The sequence below is a fragment of the Streptomyces tanashiensis genome (genome assembly GCF_014648895.1).
In the GTDB taxonomy this organism is placed as follows: domain Bacteria; phylum Actinomycetota; class Actinomycetes; order Streptomycetales; family Streptomycetaceae; genus Streptomyces; species Streptomyces tanashiensis.
The window spans coordinates 164,164-181,424 of sequence record NZ_BMRZ01000018.1; the positions used below are offsets into that span (position 1 = coordinate 164,164).

Consider the following 17,261-nt stretch of genomic DNA (forward strand, 5'->3'; position numbering starts at 1 on the left):
CCCGACGGTCGCCCCCGAGGGGGCTCAGAGCAGGAACCCGGCGGGGAACGGGTCGTCGGGGTCGAGGAAGTACTGCGCCGTTCCGGTGATCCAGGCGCGGCCGGTGACGGTCGGGACGACGGCGGGCAGTCCGCCCACGACCGTCTCGTCGACGATCCGCCCGGTGAACTCGGTGCCGATGAAGGACTCGTTGACGAAGTCGGTGTGCGGGGCGAGCAGCCCGCGCGCGTGCAGCTGCGCCATGCGGGCGCTGGTGCCCGTGCCGCACGGGGAGCGGTCGAACCAGCCGGGGTGGATGGCCATGGCGTGGCGCGAGCGGGTCGCGTCGGAGCCGGGGGCGGTCAGATAGACGTGCTTGACCCCGGCGAAGGCCGGGTTCTCGGGGTGGACGGGCCGGTCGGGGCCGGCGTTGACCGCGTCCATGACGGCCAGCCCGGCGGCGAGCAGCTCCTCCTTGTGGGCGCGGTCGAACGGCAGGCCCAGGGAGTCGAGGTCGACGAAGGCGTAGAAGTTTCCTCCGTACGCGAGGTCGTAGGTGACCGTGCCGTGTCCGGGCACGTCCACCTTGAGGTCGAGCCCGACGGAGAACGCGGGGACGTTGGTGAGGGTGACGGAGCAGGCCCGGCCGTCCTCGACGCGGACGTCGACGCTCACGAGCCCGGCGGGGGTGTCGAGGCGGACGGTGGTGACCGGTTCGACGACCGGCACCATGCCCGTCTCGACGAGGACGGTGGCGACGCCGATGGTGCCGTGGCCGCACATCGGCAGGAGGCCGGACACCTCGATGTAGAGGACGCCGTAGTCGGCGTCGGGGCGGGTGGGCGGCTGGAGGATCGCGCCGCTCATCGCCGCGTGGCCGCGCGGCTCGTACATGAGGAGGGTGCGGACGTGGTCGAGGTGCTCGGCGAAGTGGAGCCGCTTCTCGGCCATCGTGGCGCCGGGGATGATCCCGAAACCGCCGGTGATGACGCGGGTGGGCATGCCTTCGGTGTGGGAGTCCACCGCGTGGTAGACGTGGCGGGTGCGCATGGGGTCCCCTTCGGGCGGACGGTGAACGGGCGGACGCGGTGACGAAAGGACGGGCCGGCCGGCCGGTGACGGGCCGGTTGCGGACCGGTGGTGGGCGGGCCGGCCGACGGGCGGGCCGGTGATGGGCCGACGGGCGGGCCCACTGGTGGTGCGCGGGCCGGTGGTGGGCCCGGTTACGCGTGGCCCTCGGCGAGGACCTTCTCCGTGGCGGCGCGCACGACGGCCTCCTGTTCGGGCGTCAGCGGGAGGCGGGGCTGCCGGGTGGCGCCCCCGGTGTGACCGGCGAGGTCCATGGAGAGCTTGATCGCCTGCACGAACTCGATCTTGGAGTCCCAGCGGAAGAGCGGGTGCAGCGAGCGGTAGAGCGGCAGCGCGACGGCGAGGTCGCCGGCGACGGCGGCCCGGTAGAGGGTGGCGCACGCGCGCGGGAGGGCGTTCGGGAAGCCGGCGATCCAGCCGACCGCGCCGGCGAGGGCGAGTTCGAGGAGGACGTCGTCGGCGCCGACGAGCAGGTCGAGGCCGGGCGCGAGCTCGGCCAGCTCGTAGGCGCGGCGGACGTCGCCGCTGAACTCCTTGACGGCGACGATGCTGCCGTCGGCGTACAGCCGGGAGAGGAGGGCGGGGGTGAGGTCGACCTTGGTGTCGAAGGGGTTGTTGTAGGCGACGACGGGCAGCCCCGCCTCGGCGACCTCGGCGTAGTGGGCGCGTACGGACCGCTCGTCGGCCCGGTAGGCGTTGGGCGGGAGGAGCAGGACCGAGCCCGCGCCGGCCTCGGCGGCCTGTTCGGCCCAGCGGCGGGCCTCGGCGCTGCCGTACGCGGAGACGCCCGGCATGACCCTGGCCCCGTCCCCGGCGGCCTCGACGGCGGTACGGACGACCCTGGCGCGCTCCTCGTCGGTGAGGGTCTGGTACTCACCGAGGGAACCGTTCGGGACGACGCCGTCGCAGCCGTCGGCGATGAGCCGGGCCACGTGCCGCGCGTAGGTGTCGTGGTCGACGGAGCCGTCCTCGCGGAAGGGGAGGGCGGTGGCGACCATGATCCCGTGCCAGGGGTGGGCGCGGGGTGCGGGGTGCGCGGGGACGTGCGCGTGGACCATGAAGGACTCCCTTGTGTGGTGTGTGACATTTTATTGATGGACGCCAGGTCCACAAGAGTCCCGTACGCGCTCAGTTCTGACGGCTGATCAGCCCGGCCCCCGGGGCCGGACCCCCTGCGAGATCCGCCCCGGCCGACCCGGATGATCGAACGCATGCTCGCCCCCACCGTCTCCGTGCTCGCCCTGGCCGTCGTCCTCGCAGGTGCCGTCGCCCGCCCCTTCCGCCTGCCCGAGGCCGCCTTCGCCCTCCCCGCCGCCGGCGCCGTCCTGGCCGTGGGTGCGGTCACCCCCGAGGCCGTACGCGAGGAGGCCGAGCGGCTCGGCCCGGTGATCGGCTTCCTCGCGGCGGTCCTCGTCCTCGCCAAGCTCTGCGACGACGAGGGGCTCTTCCACGCCTGCGGCACCTGGATGGCCCGCTGGGCCCGACGCCGGCCCCGGCGGCTGCTCGGCGCCGTCTTCGGACTGGCCTCGCTGATCACCGCCGTGCTGAGCCTGGACGCGACGGTCGTCCTGCTGACCCCGGTCGTCTTCGCGACCGCCGCCCGGATGGGGGCCCGTCCCGGACCCCACGCCCACGCGAGCGCGCACCTGTCCAACACGGCCTCGCTGCTGCTGCCCGTCTCGAACCTCACCAACCTGCTCGCGTTCACCGCCACCGGGCTCGGGTTCACCCGGTTCGCGCTCCTCATGCTGCTCCCCTGGCTCACCGCCATCGCGGTCGAGTACGGGATCTTCCGCCGCTTCTTCGCCCGCGACCTCGCCGCCCCGGCCGCGCCCGTCGAGCCGCCGGAGCCCGTCGCCCCACCGCTGTTCGCCCTGTGCACGGTGGCCGCGACCCTCGTCGGTTTCGGCCTGGCCTCGGCGACCGGTCTCGACCCGGCCTGGGCGGCCGCGGCGGGCGCCACGGCCCTGGCCGTGCGGGCCCTGGCCCGACGCCGCACCACCCCGCGCGCGCTCGTCCGCTCGGCGGCGCTGCCGTTCCTCGCGTTCGTCCTGGCCCTCGGCGTGGTCGTCCGCGCCGTCGTCGACCAGGGTCTCGGTACCGCGCTCGCCCACGTCCTCCCCGACGGCACCTCGCTCCCGGCCCTGCTCGGCACCGCCGCGCTCGCCGCGGTCCTGGCCAATCTGATCAACAACCTGCCCGCGACCCTGGCCCTGGTGCCGCTGGCGTCCGCCTCCGGTCCGGGTGCGGTGCTCGCCGTGCTCCTCGGGGTGAACATCGGCCCCAACCTCACGTACGCCGGTTCGCTCGCCACCCTCCTGTGGCGCCGCATCGCCCATGACCACGACCACCCCGTGGCCCTCGGCGAGTTCACCCGCCTCGGCCTGCTCACGGTCCCGGCCGCCCTCACCGCCTCGACGGTGGCGCTCTGGGCCTCGCTCCGGCTCCTCGGCGGGTGACCGGCACGACCGTCTCCCGTACCCCGGGAACCCCTGGCCCCACCGCTACGTTCTACAAGTCCGTAGAAGTATCCGGCCGAAGTGACCGACCGGAACGATCGACGTCTGGAGAACTCATGGCCCTGTGGGACCGCATCAAGGAATCCGCATCGACGATGCAGACCCAGCTGGTGGCGAAGAAGAACGACCTGAAGAGCGGCGCGTTCCGCGACGCGAGCATGGCCATGTGCGCGCTGGTCGCCGCCGCCGACGGCACCATCGACCCCGCCGAGCGCCGCCGGGTCGCCCAGCTCATCGCGACCAACGAGGTGCTGCAGAACTTCGACGCGATCGACCTCCAGCGCCGCTTCGACGCCAATCTGGACAAGCTCACCGCCGACTTCGACTTCGGCAAGGTGAGCGTGCTCCAGGAGATCGCCAAGGCGAAGAAGAAGCCGGCCGAGGCGCGTGCCGTCGTCCAGATCGGCATCGTGATCGGCGGCGCCGACGGCGACTTCGACAAGACCGAGCAGGCCGTGGTCCGCGAGGCGTGCTTCACCCTGGACCTGCCGCCCCACGAGTTCGACCTCTAGCCGGTCCGCCGTGCGCCTCCGGCCGCCCCGTCGCGCGCGGGAGCCGGAGGCGTACGGGACGGCGGGCCACAGGTCAGTCGGCCCTCCGGCCCGAAGGCTCGCCACGGGTCGGCTCGACGGGGGTCGGCTCGACGGGAGACGACTCCGCGGGGAACGGCTCGGCGGGGGACGGCTCGACGAAGGACGGCTCGGCGGAGGAGGCCTCGGCGTCGGGCTGAGGGGACGACAGGCCGTCGTACCGCGCGGGCGGGACGAACCCCGCGGTCCCCGGAGCGTCCACGCCACCCCGCTCGCCCTCCCTCCGCCGCCACCGCGTCACGGCGGCGGCGACCGGTTCGGTGAAGCGGGCGGTGAGGGGGCCGACGACGACGAGGAGGAGCACGTACGCGGTGGCGAAGGGGCCCAGCTGCGGCTGGACTCCGGCGGTGACGGCGAGCCCGGCGATGACGATGGAGAACTCGCCGCGCGCCACCAGGGTGCCGCCGGCCCGCCACCGGCCCTTGACCCCGATCCCGGCGCGGCGCGCGGCCCAGTACCCGGTGGCGATCTTGGTCAGCGCGGTGACGACGGCCAGGGCGAGCGCCGGGAGGATGACCGGGGGGATGCTGGCCGGGTCGGTGTGCAGCCCGAAGAAGACGAAGAAGACCGCGGCGAACAGATCGCGGAGCGGGCTCAGCAGGGCATGGGCCCCCTCGGCGACCTCCCCGGAGAGGGCGATGCCGACGAGGAACGCGCCGACGGCCGCGGAGACCTGGAGCTGCTGGGCGACACCGGCGACGAGCAGGGTCAGGCCGAGGACCACGAGGAGCAGCTTCTCCGGGTCGTCGCTGGAGACGAAGCGGGAGATCAGGCGCCCGTAGCGGACGGCGACGAACAGCACGGCCCCGGCCACACCCAGGGCGATCGCGAGCGTCGCGCTGCCGGCGGCGAGGCCGACGCCGGCGAGGAGGGCCGTGATGATGGGCAGGTAGACGGCCATGGCCAGGTCTTCGAGGACCAGGATGCTGAGGATGACCGGGGTCTCGCGGTTGCCCAGGCGTCCGAGGTCGCCGAGGACCTTGGCGATGACGCCGGACGAGGAGATCCAGGTGACGCCGGCCAGGACGACGGCGGCGACCGGACCCCAGCCGAGCAGCAGCGCGGCGGCGGCGCCGGGCAGGGCGTTCAGGGCGAAGTCGACGAGCCCGGCCGGGTACTGGGTCTTGAGGTTGGAGACGAGATCGCTCGCCGTGTACTCCAGGCCGAGCATCAGCAGCAGGAGGATCACCCCGATCTCGGCGCCGATGGCGACGAACTCCTCGCTCGCGCCGAGCGGCAGCAGACCGCCCTTGCCGAAGGCGAGCCCGGCGAGGAGGTAGAGCGGTATCGGGGAGAAGCGGAAGCGGCCGGCGAACCGTCCGAGCAGGCCCAGACCGAGGATGATGGCGCCGAATTCGACCAGGAAGACCGCGGAATGCACGCCCCCTCACTCCTGTCCGAGGATCGCGGCGGCCGCGTCGACGCCCTCGCGGGTGCCGATGACGATGAGCGTGTCACCGCCGGCCAGACGGAAGGCGGGCGTCGGGGACGGTATCGCCCCGGAGCGGCGGAGTACGGCGACGATGGAGGCGCCGGCCTCGGTGCGCATCCGTGTCTCGCCGAGCAGGCGGCCGTTCCAGTACGAGTGCGCGGAGAGTTCGATCCGCTCGGCGACCAGGCCCAGGTCCGTGGTGTGCAGGACGTTCGGGCTGTGGTGGGCGGGCATCAGCGCGTCGATCAGCGAGGCCGTCTCCGCCTCGGTGAGGTGCAGCGACTGGGCGCAGGCGTCGGGGTCGTCGGCCCGGTAGACGTTCACGGTCCGGGTGCCGTCGCGGTGAGCGATGACCGAGAGGTGACGGTGCTCCCGCGTGGTGAAGTCGTACTGGACGCCGATGCCGGGCAGGGGTGTCGTTCTGGTCCGCGGAGCAGGCACAGGCCCGTCCCTCCGTGTGTGTCGTGGCTGGTGGGTGTCGGGGCATCGTGTCATCCGTCCGGCGCCTCGGAACATGGGTGTCGGCACGGATGGACAGGCCCCTGGCACACTGGTCAGGATGGCGCGGGGACATGGGTCCCACCGCAGGTCAGAGGCCATGTGCAAGGTGACGGAAGAGCAGGAGGAGAGGAGAATCGTGTCGCTGTACTGGCGCCTCTTCCTGCTCAACGCCTCGGTCCTGGTCGTCGCCGTGCTGCTGCTGTTCGGTCCCGTCACGGTCTCCACGCCCGTGCTCCTCGGCGAGGCGATCGTCCTCCTGGCCGGCCTGCTCGCCCTGCTCGTCGCCAACGCCTTCCTCCTCCGCGTCGGCCTCGCACCCCTCCAGCGCCTCACCCGGGCGATGCGCACGGCGGACCTGCTGCGGCCTGGCCGGCGCGCGGAGGTGACGGGGCACGGCGAGCTCGCCGACCTGACCCGCACCTTCAACACGATGCTCGACCGCCTGGAGGCCGAGCGGGCCGCGAGCACCGCGCGCGTCCTGTCCGCGCAGGAGGAGGAGCGCCGGCGGATCGCGCAGGAACTGCACGACGAGGTCGGCCAGACCCTGACCGCCGTGCTCCTCCAGCTGAAGCACGCCGCCGACCACGCCCCCGCCGAGCTGCGGCCGGAGCTCCGCCAGGCGCAGGAGACCACCCGGTCCGGCCTGGACGAGATCCGGCGCATCGCACGCCGCCTGCGGCCGGGCGTCCTGGAGGAGCTGGGCCTGCACAGCGCGCTGAGGTCCCTGGCCTCCGAGTTCTCCACGCGCGGGCTGACCGTACGGCCTCACATCGACGCGGGCCTGCCGAAGCTCGCCCCGGAGACGGAGCTCGTGCTCTACCGGGTCGCCCAGGAGGGCCTGACCAACACGGCCCGCCACGCGGGCGCGACCCGCGTCGACCTGCGGCTGCACGCCCTTCCGCGCGGTGGGGTGGGTCTCCTCGTCCGGGACGACGGCCATGGCATCGGCACGGCACCCGAGGGCGCGGGCCTCCGGGGGATGCGGGAGCGCGCGCTGCTGATCGGCGCGGAACTGACGGTCCGCGAAGGGGCGGACGGCGGAACGGAAGTCCGCCTGAACACCACGGCCGGAAGGACGGCATCATGACGGCCCGGGACTCCGCCCCGACCCGCATCCTGCTCGCGGACGACCACGCGCTGGTACGCGGCGGGGTGCGCCTCATCCTCGACGCCGAGCCGGACCTCACCGTCGTCGCCGAGGCGGCGGACGGGGCGGAGGCGGTGGCGCTGGCCCGGTCCATGGACATCGACCTGGCCGTCCTCGACATCTCCATGCCCCTGCGCACCGGTCTCCAGGCGGCCCGCGAGCTGAGCCGCCTCCGGCCGGAGCTGAGGATCCTGATCCTGACGATGTACGACAACGAGCAGTACTTCTTCGAGGCGCTGAAGGCGGGGGCGAGCGGCTACGTCCTCAAGTCCGTCGCCGACCGCGACCTGGTCGAGGCGTGCCGGGCGGCCGTCCGGGACGAGCCGTTCATCTGCCCGGGCGCGGAGACGGCGCTGATCCGCACGTACCTCGACCGCGCGGAGCAGGGCAAGCCGCTGCCGGACAGGGCCGTCACGGAACGGGAGGAGGAGATCCTCAAGCTCGTCGCCGAGGGCCACAGCTCCAAGGAGATCGGCGACCTCCTGGTCATCAGCCCGAAGACGGTCGAACGGCACCGCGCCAACCTGCTCCAGAAGCTCGGCATGCGCGACCGCCTCGAACTCACCCGCTACGCCATCCGCGTGGGCCTGATCGAACCGTAGGGCGGCGGTGCCGTCAGGATCGGTCGGCGCGGGACCGCTCGGCCCCCTTGCCGGACGTGCCCGTGGAGCCGCTCCGGCCGTTCCCCTCCTCGCCCGGGCGGGGCTCGGCGGCAAGGCCCCGGGCGGGCACGGAGTCGCCGCCGCAGTACGCGGGAACGAGCTCCTCACCACCGGCGGCGGCCACGAGCCGCTCCCAGGCGGTGGACTTGGACGCCTTTCCCTCGGCCTTCCCCTCCGTCTTTCCCTCTGCCTTCCCCTCCGTCTTTCCCTCCCCGTTCACGAAGGCACGGCAGAGCGCCTCACGGCTCTTGCCGGGCGGCGCGGGGGACTCCAGGAGGTCCTTCTCCGGGGGCAAGGGGGCCGTCGTACCGGGCGGCGCGGACCGGGAGGCGTCGCCCGTCCCACCGCCGGTCTCACCCGTCCTCGTGGGCTCGGAGGCCGGGGCGGGCACCGAGCGGGTGGGCCGCTCGCCGGGGGGCGGGGCGGGAGTGCCGAGGAAGTTCTCGGGAAGGCCGCCGGTGGCGACGGCCACACCGCCGAGGGTCACGCTCGCGACGAGCGCGGCCACGACGGCCTTCAGGGAACGCCGGGGGCGCCGCCGCTCGTCGGCCGGGGTCCAGTCGTCGAGGTCACGGGTGGGCAGGGACGCGTGGAGTCCCGCGTCCCGGGCGGCCCGAAAGGCGGCCAGCGCGCCCTTCTCCCCCTGGGTGACGGCATCGTCCCCGGCTCCCGGCCCACCGCTCAGAGCGGCCCGCAACAACTCCCCCGGCTCGCTGTCCCGCAGCTCGTCAGGCATCCGTCACCTCCCTCTCCCCTTGAGTTGTGTCGCAAGTCGCCTCAATCCCCTATGTGCGGCGGACCGTACCGCACCGGGACGCTTGCCCAGTACTCGGGCGGCCGAAGGCCCGTCGAGACCGACGACGACCCGGAGCAGCACGGCCTCGGCCTGGTCCTGCGGGAGACCCGCGATGAGGGCGAGGGCCCGCTCCGTCGACAGGGCGTCCAGCGCCTCGCCGGCCGCGTCCCCGGCGGCCGGGAGTTCGAGCAGGTCCTGCTCGAACCGGGTGGGCCGGGGCCGCGCCCGTACGCGCCGCAGATGGTCGAGGGCCCGGTGCCGGGCTATCGTCGCGGTCCAGCCGCGGAAGCCGGCGCCGTCACCGCGGAACCGGCCGAGGTCCCGGGCGATCTCCAGCCACGCGTCGGAGGCGACGTCCTCGGCGTCCTCGCCGACGATGCCGCGCAGGTAGCCGAGCAGACCGGGATGGACCATCCGATAGGCCTCGGCGAAGGCCTCCTCGTCGCCGTGTCGAGCCCGCTCGACGACCGCGCCGAGCCGGGCGTCACGACCGGCCCCGAACCGGGCGTCCTGCTCCGGGCCGTGTGCCGTGGCGGGCGCGTGCCCCGTTCCCTCGCCCACCGACCTCTTCACACCCCGTACACCCACGAACCCCGGCCCCCACGGAACAACCGGAGGACGTACATCCTGTCAGACCGTCAACAGGCCTTTCCCGACACCCTGTCCGGGATACGGGGCAGAGGACGGCGCGACCGCACGGACCGCCGTCCGTGCAGGGTGAGGAAGTAGGTGTGCAGGGACTCGCTCGGCCCGATGTCGAAGCGGTTCACGGTCCGGCCGAGCGGATTCCACACCCGGCCGTCCGGCATCCGCACCGCGACGGGGTGCCCGAAGACGGACCGCAGCAGGTGATCGGCCGGGAGGTCCACCCACACGGCCCCGGCCTCCCGCACCAGCACCTCCCCCACGTAGGCCCCGAGCCCGAGCAGCGTCCCGGCCACGTCCTCCCGCCCGGCACCGCCCCGCCGCAGGCCTTCGACGAGCCGGTCGACCACCCGCAGACTCCCCACCGAGTAGTCCAACGGCAACCGTGCCCTCGCCCCCACCCGCTCCACGAACTCCGCGGCACAGCCCTCCATATCCGCCGCACGCGACGTCAGGCTCTCGCAGTCCACTGATGACCACCTTTCCCATCGGAGTGGCGGAATCCGCCAGGTGACCCAGCGGATCGGCCTCGCGGAACATCACGGACCAGTCGCGTGACCCTGGTCACAGAGGGGAAAGGAAGCGCGGGCGCGGCCTCCGTCAGGCCGTCACGGGGCCGCCGGCGTGGAGGGCAACAGGGCGACGGGGACCGTGATGGCGGCGAGGGCGAGACCCCCGCCGGTCAGCCAGCGTCCCTCCAGGCGGTCCAGGCGGGCCCCGCCCCGCAGGGTGTGGGGGACCAGGATCCTGGCGTCGAAGGTGGACTCGGCGAGGTCGATGGAGATGTCGGCGTCCTCGAACCCGAGGGCGTGCCCGGTGAAGGGGTACCAGGCCTTGAACACGGCCTCCTTCATGCAGAACAGGAGCCGGTCCCAGTGGACGCCCGGGTCCGCCGCCCCGAGGAGGCGCAGGTGACGGCGCTCCGTCGGCAGCGCGGTCGCGTCGAGGATCCCCTCGGGAAGCGGCGCGTGGGGTTCGGCGTCGATGCCGATCATCGCGAACTCCGTGGCCCTGCCGAGGACCGCGCCCCGGTACCCGGTGCAGTGCGTGAGGCTCCCCACGACCGCCTCCGGCCAGCGTGGTGCGCCGCCCTCGCCGGGGAGTACGGGGACGGGGGGCAGGCCCAGGCCGGCGAGGGCCCGGCGGGCGCACATCCGGATGGTGGTGAACTCCCGCCTCCTGGAGTCCACCGCGTTCCGGACGACCGCCGCCTCCTCGGGGAAGAGGGTGGCGTCGGCGGGGTCGTCGAAGGCCTCGGAGACGGCGAGGCTGGCCGGGAGGATCCGCTCGATCACGGGGTGCCCCCGGGGAGGAGGACCGGGCGCGGGACGTTCCTGGGGTGGCCGGGCCGTTTCCATTCCCTGGGGTAGCCGACCGACACCTCCTCGAAGCGCACGCCGTCGTGGTGGGTGGTCCGGGGGATGTGGAGGTGACCGTAGACGGCGACGGCGGTGTGGAACCGGAGGTGCCAGTCCGCCGTGCGCTCCGTCCCGCACCACTGGGCGAACTCCTGGTACCGCAGGATCCGGGTGGGTTCCCTCAGCAGGGGCCAGTGGTTGACGAGGACCAGCGGCACCTCGGGGTCGCACGCGGCGAGACGCCGCTCGGTGTAGTCCACGCGCGCCGCGCACCAGTCCTCACGGCCGGCGTACGGGTCGGGGTGCAGGAAGAACTCGTCGGTGCACACCACCCCCGCCTCGTACGCCTGCGCGAGCGACTGCTCCTTGTCGGCGGCCGTGGGGGTGCGGAAGGTGTAGTCGTACAGGAGGAACAGGGGCGCGACACGGACCGGGCCGCCGTCCCCCTCCCACAGGGCGTACGGATCCTCGGGGGTGAGCACGCCCAGTCCCCGGCAGACGTCCACCAGGTACTCGTACCGCTCCACTCCCCGCAACTGGACCGGGTCCTGCTCCGTGGTCCACAGCTCGTGGTTGCCCGGGGACCAGATCACCCGGGCGAACCGCTCGGCGAGCGTCCTGAGGGCCCAGGTGATCTGCTCGGTCGACTCCCCCACGTCACCGGCGACGATCAGCCAGTCGCCCTCCGACGACGGCCGGAGCTCTTCGACGATCTTCCTGTTCTCCGCGTGCGCGACGTGCAGGTCGCTGATGGCGAGCAGCCTCGGCCGGATCTCATTCACCGCCCCGCCCTCCGTCCACCACGGTCTCGTCCAGCTTGCCCAGCTTGCCAGGCTCGTCCAGCTCGTCCAGCTCGTCGAGCCGGAAGAACGTCCGGTAGAGACCGAGTTGGTGGTCGAGCATGGGCGCTCCGTACAGAACGGGGTGGCCCGCGGCCGCGGCGGCCCGCAGCAGTGCGGTCTCCCTCGGCTTCATGATCACATCGGCCACCACGCACCGCGCCGGGAGATCCCCCGGGGAGAACGGCAGCGGATCGTCGGCGCGCATGCCGAGCGGCGTCGCGTTGACCACCAGGTCCGCGTCCGTGAACACGGGCGTACGGCCGCCCGTCGCGCGGCCCGGCCAGTACGCGTCGAGCCGCGCGAGGAGCGCGTCCAGCTTGTCGCCGTCCGGGTCGCACAGGGACACCCGTGCCGCGCCCGCCGCGAGCAGAGCCGCCGCGATCGCGCTGCCGGCGCCCCCGGCGCCGACCACAGTGACCCTCATCCCGTCGGGACGATGCCCGGCCTCGGTCAGCCCGGTGACGAATCCGATGCCGTCGAAGTTCTCACCGGTCCAGCGCCCGTCCGGTTCACGCCGCAGCGCGTTGACGGCGCCGGAGGCGGCGGCGGCCGGGCTGACCTCGTCCGCGAGGCGCAGCGCGGCCGCCTTGTGCGGAATGGTGACGAGTATCCCGTCGAGATTGTCGGTGCTCCGCAGCCCCCGGAAGACCTCGTCGAAGGAATCCGGCCGGACGTGCACCGGGAACAGCACCGAATTCAGGCCAAGTTGCGCGAAGAGCGGGTTGAGGAGGGACGGTGCCCGCACCTGGGCGACGGGGTCACCGAGTACGACATAGAGCCGAGTTTCCCCCGAAATCGACAGAGCATGAGAAGAGTTGCGTTCCATGGATTATTTCTTTCCCGCCGGGTTCCCCGCGGTCCACCCGCGGGGCCCCTTTCGATAGAAAACTGTCAAGTCGGGGGATGCCCAGGCGCCATCAGGGCATGGCTCTTCCCTCACGGCTGGGGGACCATGGAACCGATTCCCCCCGATCCCGAAATGAAAAGCGACGATGACCTACCTGCTGCACATCGACTCCTCCGCCGTCCCCCACCGATCGGTCTCCCGTGACGTCGCGGCCACCTTCCTGACCGCCTGGCAGAAGGAGAACCCCGAACTCACCGTCGTCCACCGCGACCTCACGACGGACCCCCTGCCGCACCTCACCCCCGACGCGGTCACCGGTCGCGTCACCGCCCCCGAGGAGCGCACCGAGGCGCAGGCGGCCGCCATAGCCCTCCAGGACACCCTCATCGAGGAGTTCCACGGGGCCGGCGCCTACCTGTTCACCGTGCCGATGTACAACAACTCGGTCCCGTCCGCCTTCAAGGCGTGGGTCGACCAGGTCTTCGTCGTCGGGCGGGTCATCTTCGGCAACCCCGACGCCGTGCCCACGCGCGGCCGCCGCGCCGTGGTCGTCGCGAGCCGCGGCGGCGGCTACGGCCCCGGCACCCCCCGCGAGGGCATGGACCACGTCACGCCCTACCTGCAGACCATCCTCGGCAGCTCCCTGGGCCTGGACCTGGACATCATCACCCCCGAGCTGACCATGGCCCCCAACAACCCCGCCATGGCCGCGCTCCGCCCCCTGGCCGAGGCGTCCCTCGCCAAGGCCCACGCGGAGGCCGAGGAGTACGCCCGGCAGTTCTGAGCCCGGCGGCTCCGGGCCTCGCCGCGCCGGACCTCAGCGCTCTGGGCCTCGCAGCGCTGGGCCTCACAGCTCTGGGCCTCACAGCTCTGGGCCTCACAGCTCTGGACCGATGGGCCGGCCGGTCGGCCGGCCCTCACGGGCACGCGTCAGGAAACGTCCGAGCGGCTCGCGACGATCACGGTGGCATCCAGCTCGTCGTCCGTCGCCACCCGCACGAGCAGACCGGCGTCCGCCACGGCGGCCACCGCGGCGTCGGCCTGACGCTCGCTCGTCTCGAACAGCAGGACGCCGCCCGGAGCCAGCCACTCCGACGCCTCGGCGGCGACGCGCCGCAGGACCTCGAGGCCGTCCACACCGCCGTCGAGAGCCACCCGCGCCTCGTAGTCGCGGGCCTCGGCCGGAAGGAGTTCGATCTCCGTCGTGGGCACGTACGGGACGTTCGACAGCAGGACGTCCACCCGGCCCTTCAGCCCGGCCGGCAACGGCTCGAAGAGGTCACCCTCGTAGACCTCGCCCCCGGCCGGAACGACATTGCGCCGGGCACAGCTGACGGCGGCGGGGTCGACGTCCGCGGCGTACAGCTCGACCTCGTCCAGCGAGGCGGCGAGCGCGACGCCCAGGGCGCCGGAGCCGCAGCACAGGTCGACGACGACCGCCCGCGCCGGAGCGAGCCGCGCGGCCTCCTGGACCAGCGCCTCGGTACGCCGCCGGGGAACGAAGACCTCGGCGTCCACTTCGATGCGGAGACCGCAGAATTCGGCGTAACCGACGACCTGTTCGAGCGGCAGACCGACGACCCTGCGCTCCACCATTTCTTCGAGCTCGGCGGCACTGCCCGCCGCAGACATGATCATCTGCGCCTCGTCCTCCGCGAACACACATCCCGCGGTGCGGAGTCGGGAGACGATGGCGGATTCGGAGTGGTCCAGCGAGGGAATCGACATGGAAGCCTTTCGAACTGCTTGTGGTGACGTGCGGTTGCCCGGGATCCGGGAGTCCGCGCAATATCTCAGCATTATCCGACGGGCCGATCTCCTCCTACAACCGAGCCAGTTGCACTGACGACGGCGAGTATCTGGTCCATGGCGACGGTGGTGCCGGGTGTGACGTCGAGTTCGGTGACGGTGCCGGCGTGCGGGGCGGAGATGACGTGCTCCATCTTCATGGCCTCGACGACGAGCAGGCTCTGTCCGGCCTCGACCTCGTCCCCGACGGCCACCTTGACGACGGTGACGGTGCCGGGCATGGGCGCGGCGAGCGTGTCGGCGCCGCCGTGGCGGGCGCCGGAGAGGGCGGCCTCGACGGGGTCGTGGTCCAGGACGTGCCAGGAGTCGCCGTCACGCCCGAGCCAGACCCCTTCCGGGGAGGGGGCGGCGGTGAAGCGGTGGGTGACGCCGTCGAGGTACAGGACGAGCTCCCCCGGCTCTCCTGATCCCACCACCCTGCCGGGAACCGGCGCGGTGCCGACGAGCCGCAGCTCGGCGCTCGCGGCCGTGCCGCGTACACCGACGCGTACCGGCTCGTGACCGGGGACACGGAAGTGGTGCGAGGCCCAGGCAGCGGTGCCACCCAGGCGCCAGCCGTCGGCGACGCCGAAGGGGTCGACCCAGCCCCCGGCAGGATGGGAGGAAGGGGTGGGGTGGGGGAAGTGACGCAACAGCGCCGTCGCCGCGTACACCTCGTCCGGTACGCCCTGGGGGATCAGGCTGTCCGCGTCGCGTTCGACGAGGCCGGTGTCCATGGCGCCGGAGACGACGTCCGGGTGGGCGAGGAGGCGGCGCAGGAAGCCGGCGTTGGTGGGGACGCCGAGGGTGACGAGGTCGGCGAGGGCGGCGCGGAGTTTGCGCAGGGCTGTGGGGCGGTCGGCCGCGTGGACGATGACCTTGGAGAGCATCGGGTCGTAGAGGGAGGAGACCTCGGTGCCCTGGGAGAGGCCGGAGTCCGTCCGTACGCCGTCCCCGTGGGGCTCGCTCAGCGCCAGGACCGTGCCGCCCGAGGGCAGGAAGCCGCGGGAGGGGTCCTCGGCGCAGATCCGGGCCTCGATGGCCCAGCCGTCGAGGGCGATGTCGGACTGCGTGAAGGGCAGAGGCTCGCCGGCGGCGACCCTCAGCTGCCACTCCACCAGGTCGAGGCCGGTGATGAGCTCGGTGACGGGGTGTTCGACCTGGAGGCGGGTGTTCATCTCCATGAAGTAGTACGCGGACGGGTCTCCGCCCGGGACGATGAACTCGACCGTGCCTGCGCCGACATAGCCGCAGGAGCGGGCGGCCTCCACGGCCGCGGCGCCCATCGCCGCGCGGGTCTTGCCGTCGAGGAGGACGCTCGGCGCCTCTTCGATGATCTTCTGGTGGCGGCGCTGGAGCGAGCACTCGCGCTCGCCGAGGTGGACCACGTTGCCGTGGGCGTCGGCGAGGACCTGGATCTCGATGTGCCGGGGCCGGTCGATCCACCGCTCCACGAGGAGCGTGTCGTCGCCGAAGGACGCCCGCGCCTCACGCCGCGCCGCCGCGATCTCGTCCGTCAGGACCGACAGGTCACGCACGAGCCGCATGCCCTTGCCGCCGCCGCCCGCGCTGGGCTTGAGCAGAACGGGGGCACCCAACCCGTGGGCTGCGTCGACGATGTCGGGGTCGGCTGCGCCGGGGACGACGGGCACGCCCGCCGCCTCCACCGTCTGCTTGGCCCGGATCTTGTCGCCCATCAGGGAGATCGCGGAGGCGGAGGGGCCGATGAAGACCAGGCCGGCGTCGGCGCAGGCCTGCGCGAAGGCGGCGTTCTCCGCGAGGAAGCCGTAGCCGGGGTGGACCGCCTGGGCCCCGGTGCGGCGGGCCGCGTCGAGCAGGGCGGGGATGGACAGATAGGACTCGGTGGCCGGCGGAGGGCCGATCCGTACCGCGGTGTCGGCCTCCCGGACGTGCCGGGCATCGGCGTCCGCGTCGCTGTAGACCGCCACCGAACGCACGCCGAGCTGCCGCAGGGTGCGGATGACCCTGACAGCGATCTCGCCGCGATTGGCGACGAGCACCGTGTCGAACATGGACTCGCTCACACCCTTACATCCGGAAGACGCCGAACTGGGGGTCTCCCAGGGGCGCGTTGGCACAGGCGGTCAGGGCCAGTCCGAGGACCTGCCGGGTCTCCAGGGGGTCGATGACCCCGTCGTCCCACAGCCGGGCCGACGCGTAGTAGGCGCTGCCCTGGGTCTCGTACTGCTCGCGGATCGGAGCCTTGAAGGCCTCCTCGTCCGCCGCGCTCCACTCGTCGCCGAGCTGGTCACGCTTGACCGTCGCGAGGACGGACGCGGCCTGCTCGCCGCCCATGACGGAGATCTTGGCGTTGGGCCACATCCACAGGAAGCGGGGGGAGTACGCGCGGCCGCACATCGAGTAGTTGCCCGCGCCGTACGAACCGCCGACGACGACGGTCAGCTTCGGGACCCGGGTGGTGGCGACGGCCGTGACCATCTTGGCGCCGTGCTTGGCGATGCCGCCGTGCTCGTACGCCTTGCCGACCATGAAGCCGGTGATGTTCTGGAGGAAGACGAGCGGGATCCCGCGCTGGTCGCACAGCTCGATGAAGTGCGCGCCCTTCTGGGCGGATTCGGCGAACAGGATGCCGTTGTTGGCGACGATGCCGACCGGGTGACCGTGGATCCGGGCGAAGCCCGTGATCAGCGTCTGCCCGTACTCGGACTTGAACTCCTGGAAGCGGGAGCCGTCCACGACCCGGGCGATCACCTCACGCACGTCGTACGGGGTGCGCGAGTCCACCGGCACCGCGCCGTAGAGCCCGGCCGGGTCGACCTTCGGCTCCTCGGCCGGCTCGACCGACCAGGGCAGCGGGCCGCGCTCGGGGAGCGTGGCGACGATGTTGCGGACGATGCGCAGGGCATGGGCGTCGTCCTCGGCGAGGTGGTCGGTGACGCCGGAGATCCGCGAGTGGACCTCGCCGCCGCCCAGCTCCTCCGCCGTGACGACCTCGCCGGTCGCCGCCTTCACCAGCGGCGGACCGCCCAGGAAGATCGTGCCCTGGTTCCGTACGATCACGGCCTCGTCGCTCATCGCCGGGAC

General features: G+C 72.8%; 18 protein-coding genes. 5 read left to right on the forward strand and 13 right to left on the reverse strand.

Annotated features, from left to right (window positions below):
• Nucleotides 1-24 precede the first annotated feature (24 nt).
• A complete protein-coding gene (locus IE237_RS34455; protein ID WP_189806103.1) occupies nucleotides 25-1,029 on the reverse strand; it encodes a proline racemase family protein in 1,005 nt (334 codons plus the stop codon).
• Nucleotides 1,030-1,202: 173 nt separating this feature from the next.
• A complete protein-coding gene (locus IE237_RS34460; protein ID WP_189806104.1) occupies nucleotides 1,203-2,126 on the reverse strand; it encodes a dihydrodipicolinate synthase family protein in 924 nt (307 codons plus the stop codon).
• Nucleotides 2,127-2,279: 153 nt separating this feature from the next.
• On the opposite strand from IE237_RS34460, the gene IE237_RS34465 reads away from it, so the two are divergent.
• Nucleotides 2,280-3,527, forward strand: a complete 1,248-nt coding sequence (locus tag IE237_RS34465; protein WP_229843871.1) for an SLC13 family permease — start codon at nucleotides 2,280-2,282, stop codon at nucleotides 3,525-3,527.
• A 116-nt stretch (nucleotides 3,528-3,643) separates the two neighbouring features.
• Nucleotides 3,644-4,099 carry a tellurite resistance TerB family protein gene (locus IE237_RS34470; RefSeq protein WP_189806106.1) on the forward strand — a complete coding sequence of 152 codons (456 nt, stop codon included), beginning with the start codon at nucleotides 3,644-3,646 and terminating at the stop codon, nucleotides 4,097-4,099.
• Nucleotides 4,100-4,172: 73 nt separating this feature from the next.
• Here IE237_RS34470 and IE237_RS34475 read toward each other — a convergent pair whose 3' ends face one another.
• Both IE237_RS34475 and IE237_RS34480 read right to left on the reverse strand, forming a co-directional pair.
• Entirely contained in the window at nucleotides 4,173-5,558 is a 1,386-nt protein-coding gene (locus IE237_RS34475; protein ID WP_229843872.1) for a cation:proton antiporter, read from the reverse strand.
• Between the two features lie 6 nt (nucleotides 5,559-5,564).
• Nucleotides 5,565-6,050 (reverse strand): cation:proton antiporter regulatory subunit, encoded by a 486-nt coding sequence (locus IE237_RS34480; RefSeq protein WP_189806107.1) that lies wholly within the window; start codon nucleotides 6,048-6,050, stop codon nucleotides 5,565-5,567.
• Between the two features lie 196 nt (nucleotides 6,051-6,246).
• Here IE237_RS34480 and IE237_RS34485 point away from each other — a divergent pair, with 196 nt between their 5' ends.
• Together IE237_RS34485 and IE237_RS34490 are read left to right on the forward strand one after the other, a co-directional pair.
• Nucleotides 6,247-7,197, forward strand: a complete 951-nt coding sequence (locus tag IE237_RS34485) for a HAMP domain-containing sensor histidine kinase (protein ID WP_229843873.1) — start codon at nucleotides 6,247-6,249, stop codon at nucleotides 7,195-7,197.
• Entirely contained in the window at nucleotides 7,194-7,859 is a 666-nt protein-coding gene (locus tag IE237_RS34490) for a response regulator (RefSeq protein WP_189806109.1), read from the forward strand. The genes IE237_RS34485 and IE237_RS34490 overlap by 4 nt, the downstream gene beginning before the upstream one ends.
• A gap of 13 nt (nucleotides 7,860-7,872) precedes the next feature.
• On the opposite strand, the gene IE237_RS34495 is transcribed toward IE237_RS34490, so the two are convergent.
• From IE237_RS34495 to IE237_RS34520, 6 genes are all read right to left on the reverse strand, one after another.
• Complete coding sequence (locus IE237_RS34495) at nucleotides 7,873-8,655, reverse strand: hypothetical protein (protein WP_189806110.1); 783 nt, start codon at nucleotides 8,653-8,655, stop codon at nucleotides 7,873-7,875.
• Between the two features lie 3 nt (nucleotides 8,656-8,658).
• Nucleotides 8,659-9,288 (reverse strand): RNA polymerase sigma factor, encoded by a 630-nt coding sequence (locus IE237_RS34500; RefSeq protein ID WP_229843874.1) that lies wholly within the window; start codon nucleotides 9,286-9,288, stop codon nucleotides 8,659-8,661.
• A gap of 65 nt (nucleotides 9,289-9,353) precedes the next feature.
• Nucleotides 9,354-9,794, reverse strand: a complete 441-nt coding sequence (locus tag IE237_RS34505; protein ID WP_189806135.1) for a hypothetical protein — start codon at nucleotides 9,792-9,794, stop codon at nucleotides 9,354-9,356.
• 174 nt (nucleotides 9,795-9,968) lie between these two features.
• A complete protein-coding gene (locus IE237_RS34510) occupies nucleotides 9,969-10,655 on the reverse strand; it encodes a 4'-phosphopantetheinyl transferase family protein (protein ID WP_189806111.1) in 687 nt (228 codons plus the stop codon).
• Nucleotides 10,652-11,500, reverse strand: a complete 849-nt coding sequence (locus IE237_RS34515; protein ID WP_229843875.1) for a metallophosphoesterase family protein — start codon at nucleotides 11,498-11,500, stop codon at nucleotides 10,652-10,654. The genes IE237_RS34510 and IE237_RS34515 overlap by 4 nt, the downstream gene beginning before the upstream one ends.
• Entirely contained in the window at nucleotides 11,493-12,386 is an 894-nt protein-coding gene (locus IE237_RS34520) for a shikimate dehydrogenase family protein (protein ID WP_189806112.1), read from the reverse strand. The genes IE237_RS34515 and IE237_RS34520 overlap by 8 nt, the downstream gene beginning before the upstream one ends.
• A gap of 166 nt (nucleotides 12,387-12,552) precedes the next feature.
• Between IE237_RS34520 and IE237_RS34525 the strand changes: the two genes are divergently transcribed.
• Nucleotides 12,553-13,191, forward strand: a complete 639-nt coding sequence (locus IE237_RS34525) for an FMN-dependent NADH-azoreductase (protein WP_189806113.1) — start codon at nucleotides 12,553-12,555, stop codon at nucleotides 13,189-13,191.
• A gap of 146 nt (nucleotides 13,192-13,337) precedes the next feature.
• Here the strand turns inward: IE237_RS34525 and IE237_RS34535 are convergent, their stop codons facing one another.
• From IE237_RS34535 to IE237_RS34545, 3 genes are all read right to left on the reverse strand, one after another.
• Nucleotides 13,338-14,135: a putative protein N(5)-glutamine methyltransferase gene (locus tag IE237_RS34535; protein ID WP_189806114.1), complete on the reverse strand. Its 798-nt coding sequence runs from the start codon at nucleotides 14,133-14,135 to the stop codon at nucleotides 13,338-13,340.
• 71 nt (nucleotides 14,136-14,206) lie between these two features.
• Nucleotides 14,207-16,228, reverse strand: coding sequence for an ATP-binding protein (locus IE237_RS34540; protein ID WP_189806137.1), 2,022 nt, complete (start codon nucleotides 16,226-16,228; stop codon nucleotides 14,207-14,209).
• 16 nt (nucleotides 16,229-16,244) lie between these two features.
• Nucleotides 16,245-17,261 (reverse strand): acyl-CoA carboxylase subunit beta (locus IE237_RS34545; RefSeq protein WP_308433146.1); only part of this gene is annotated, 1,017 nt, incomplete at its 5' end.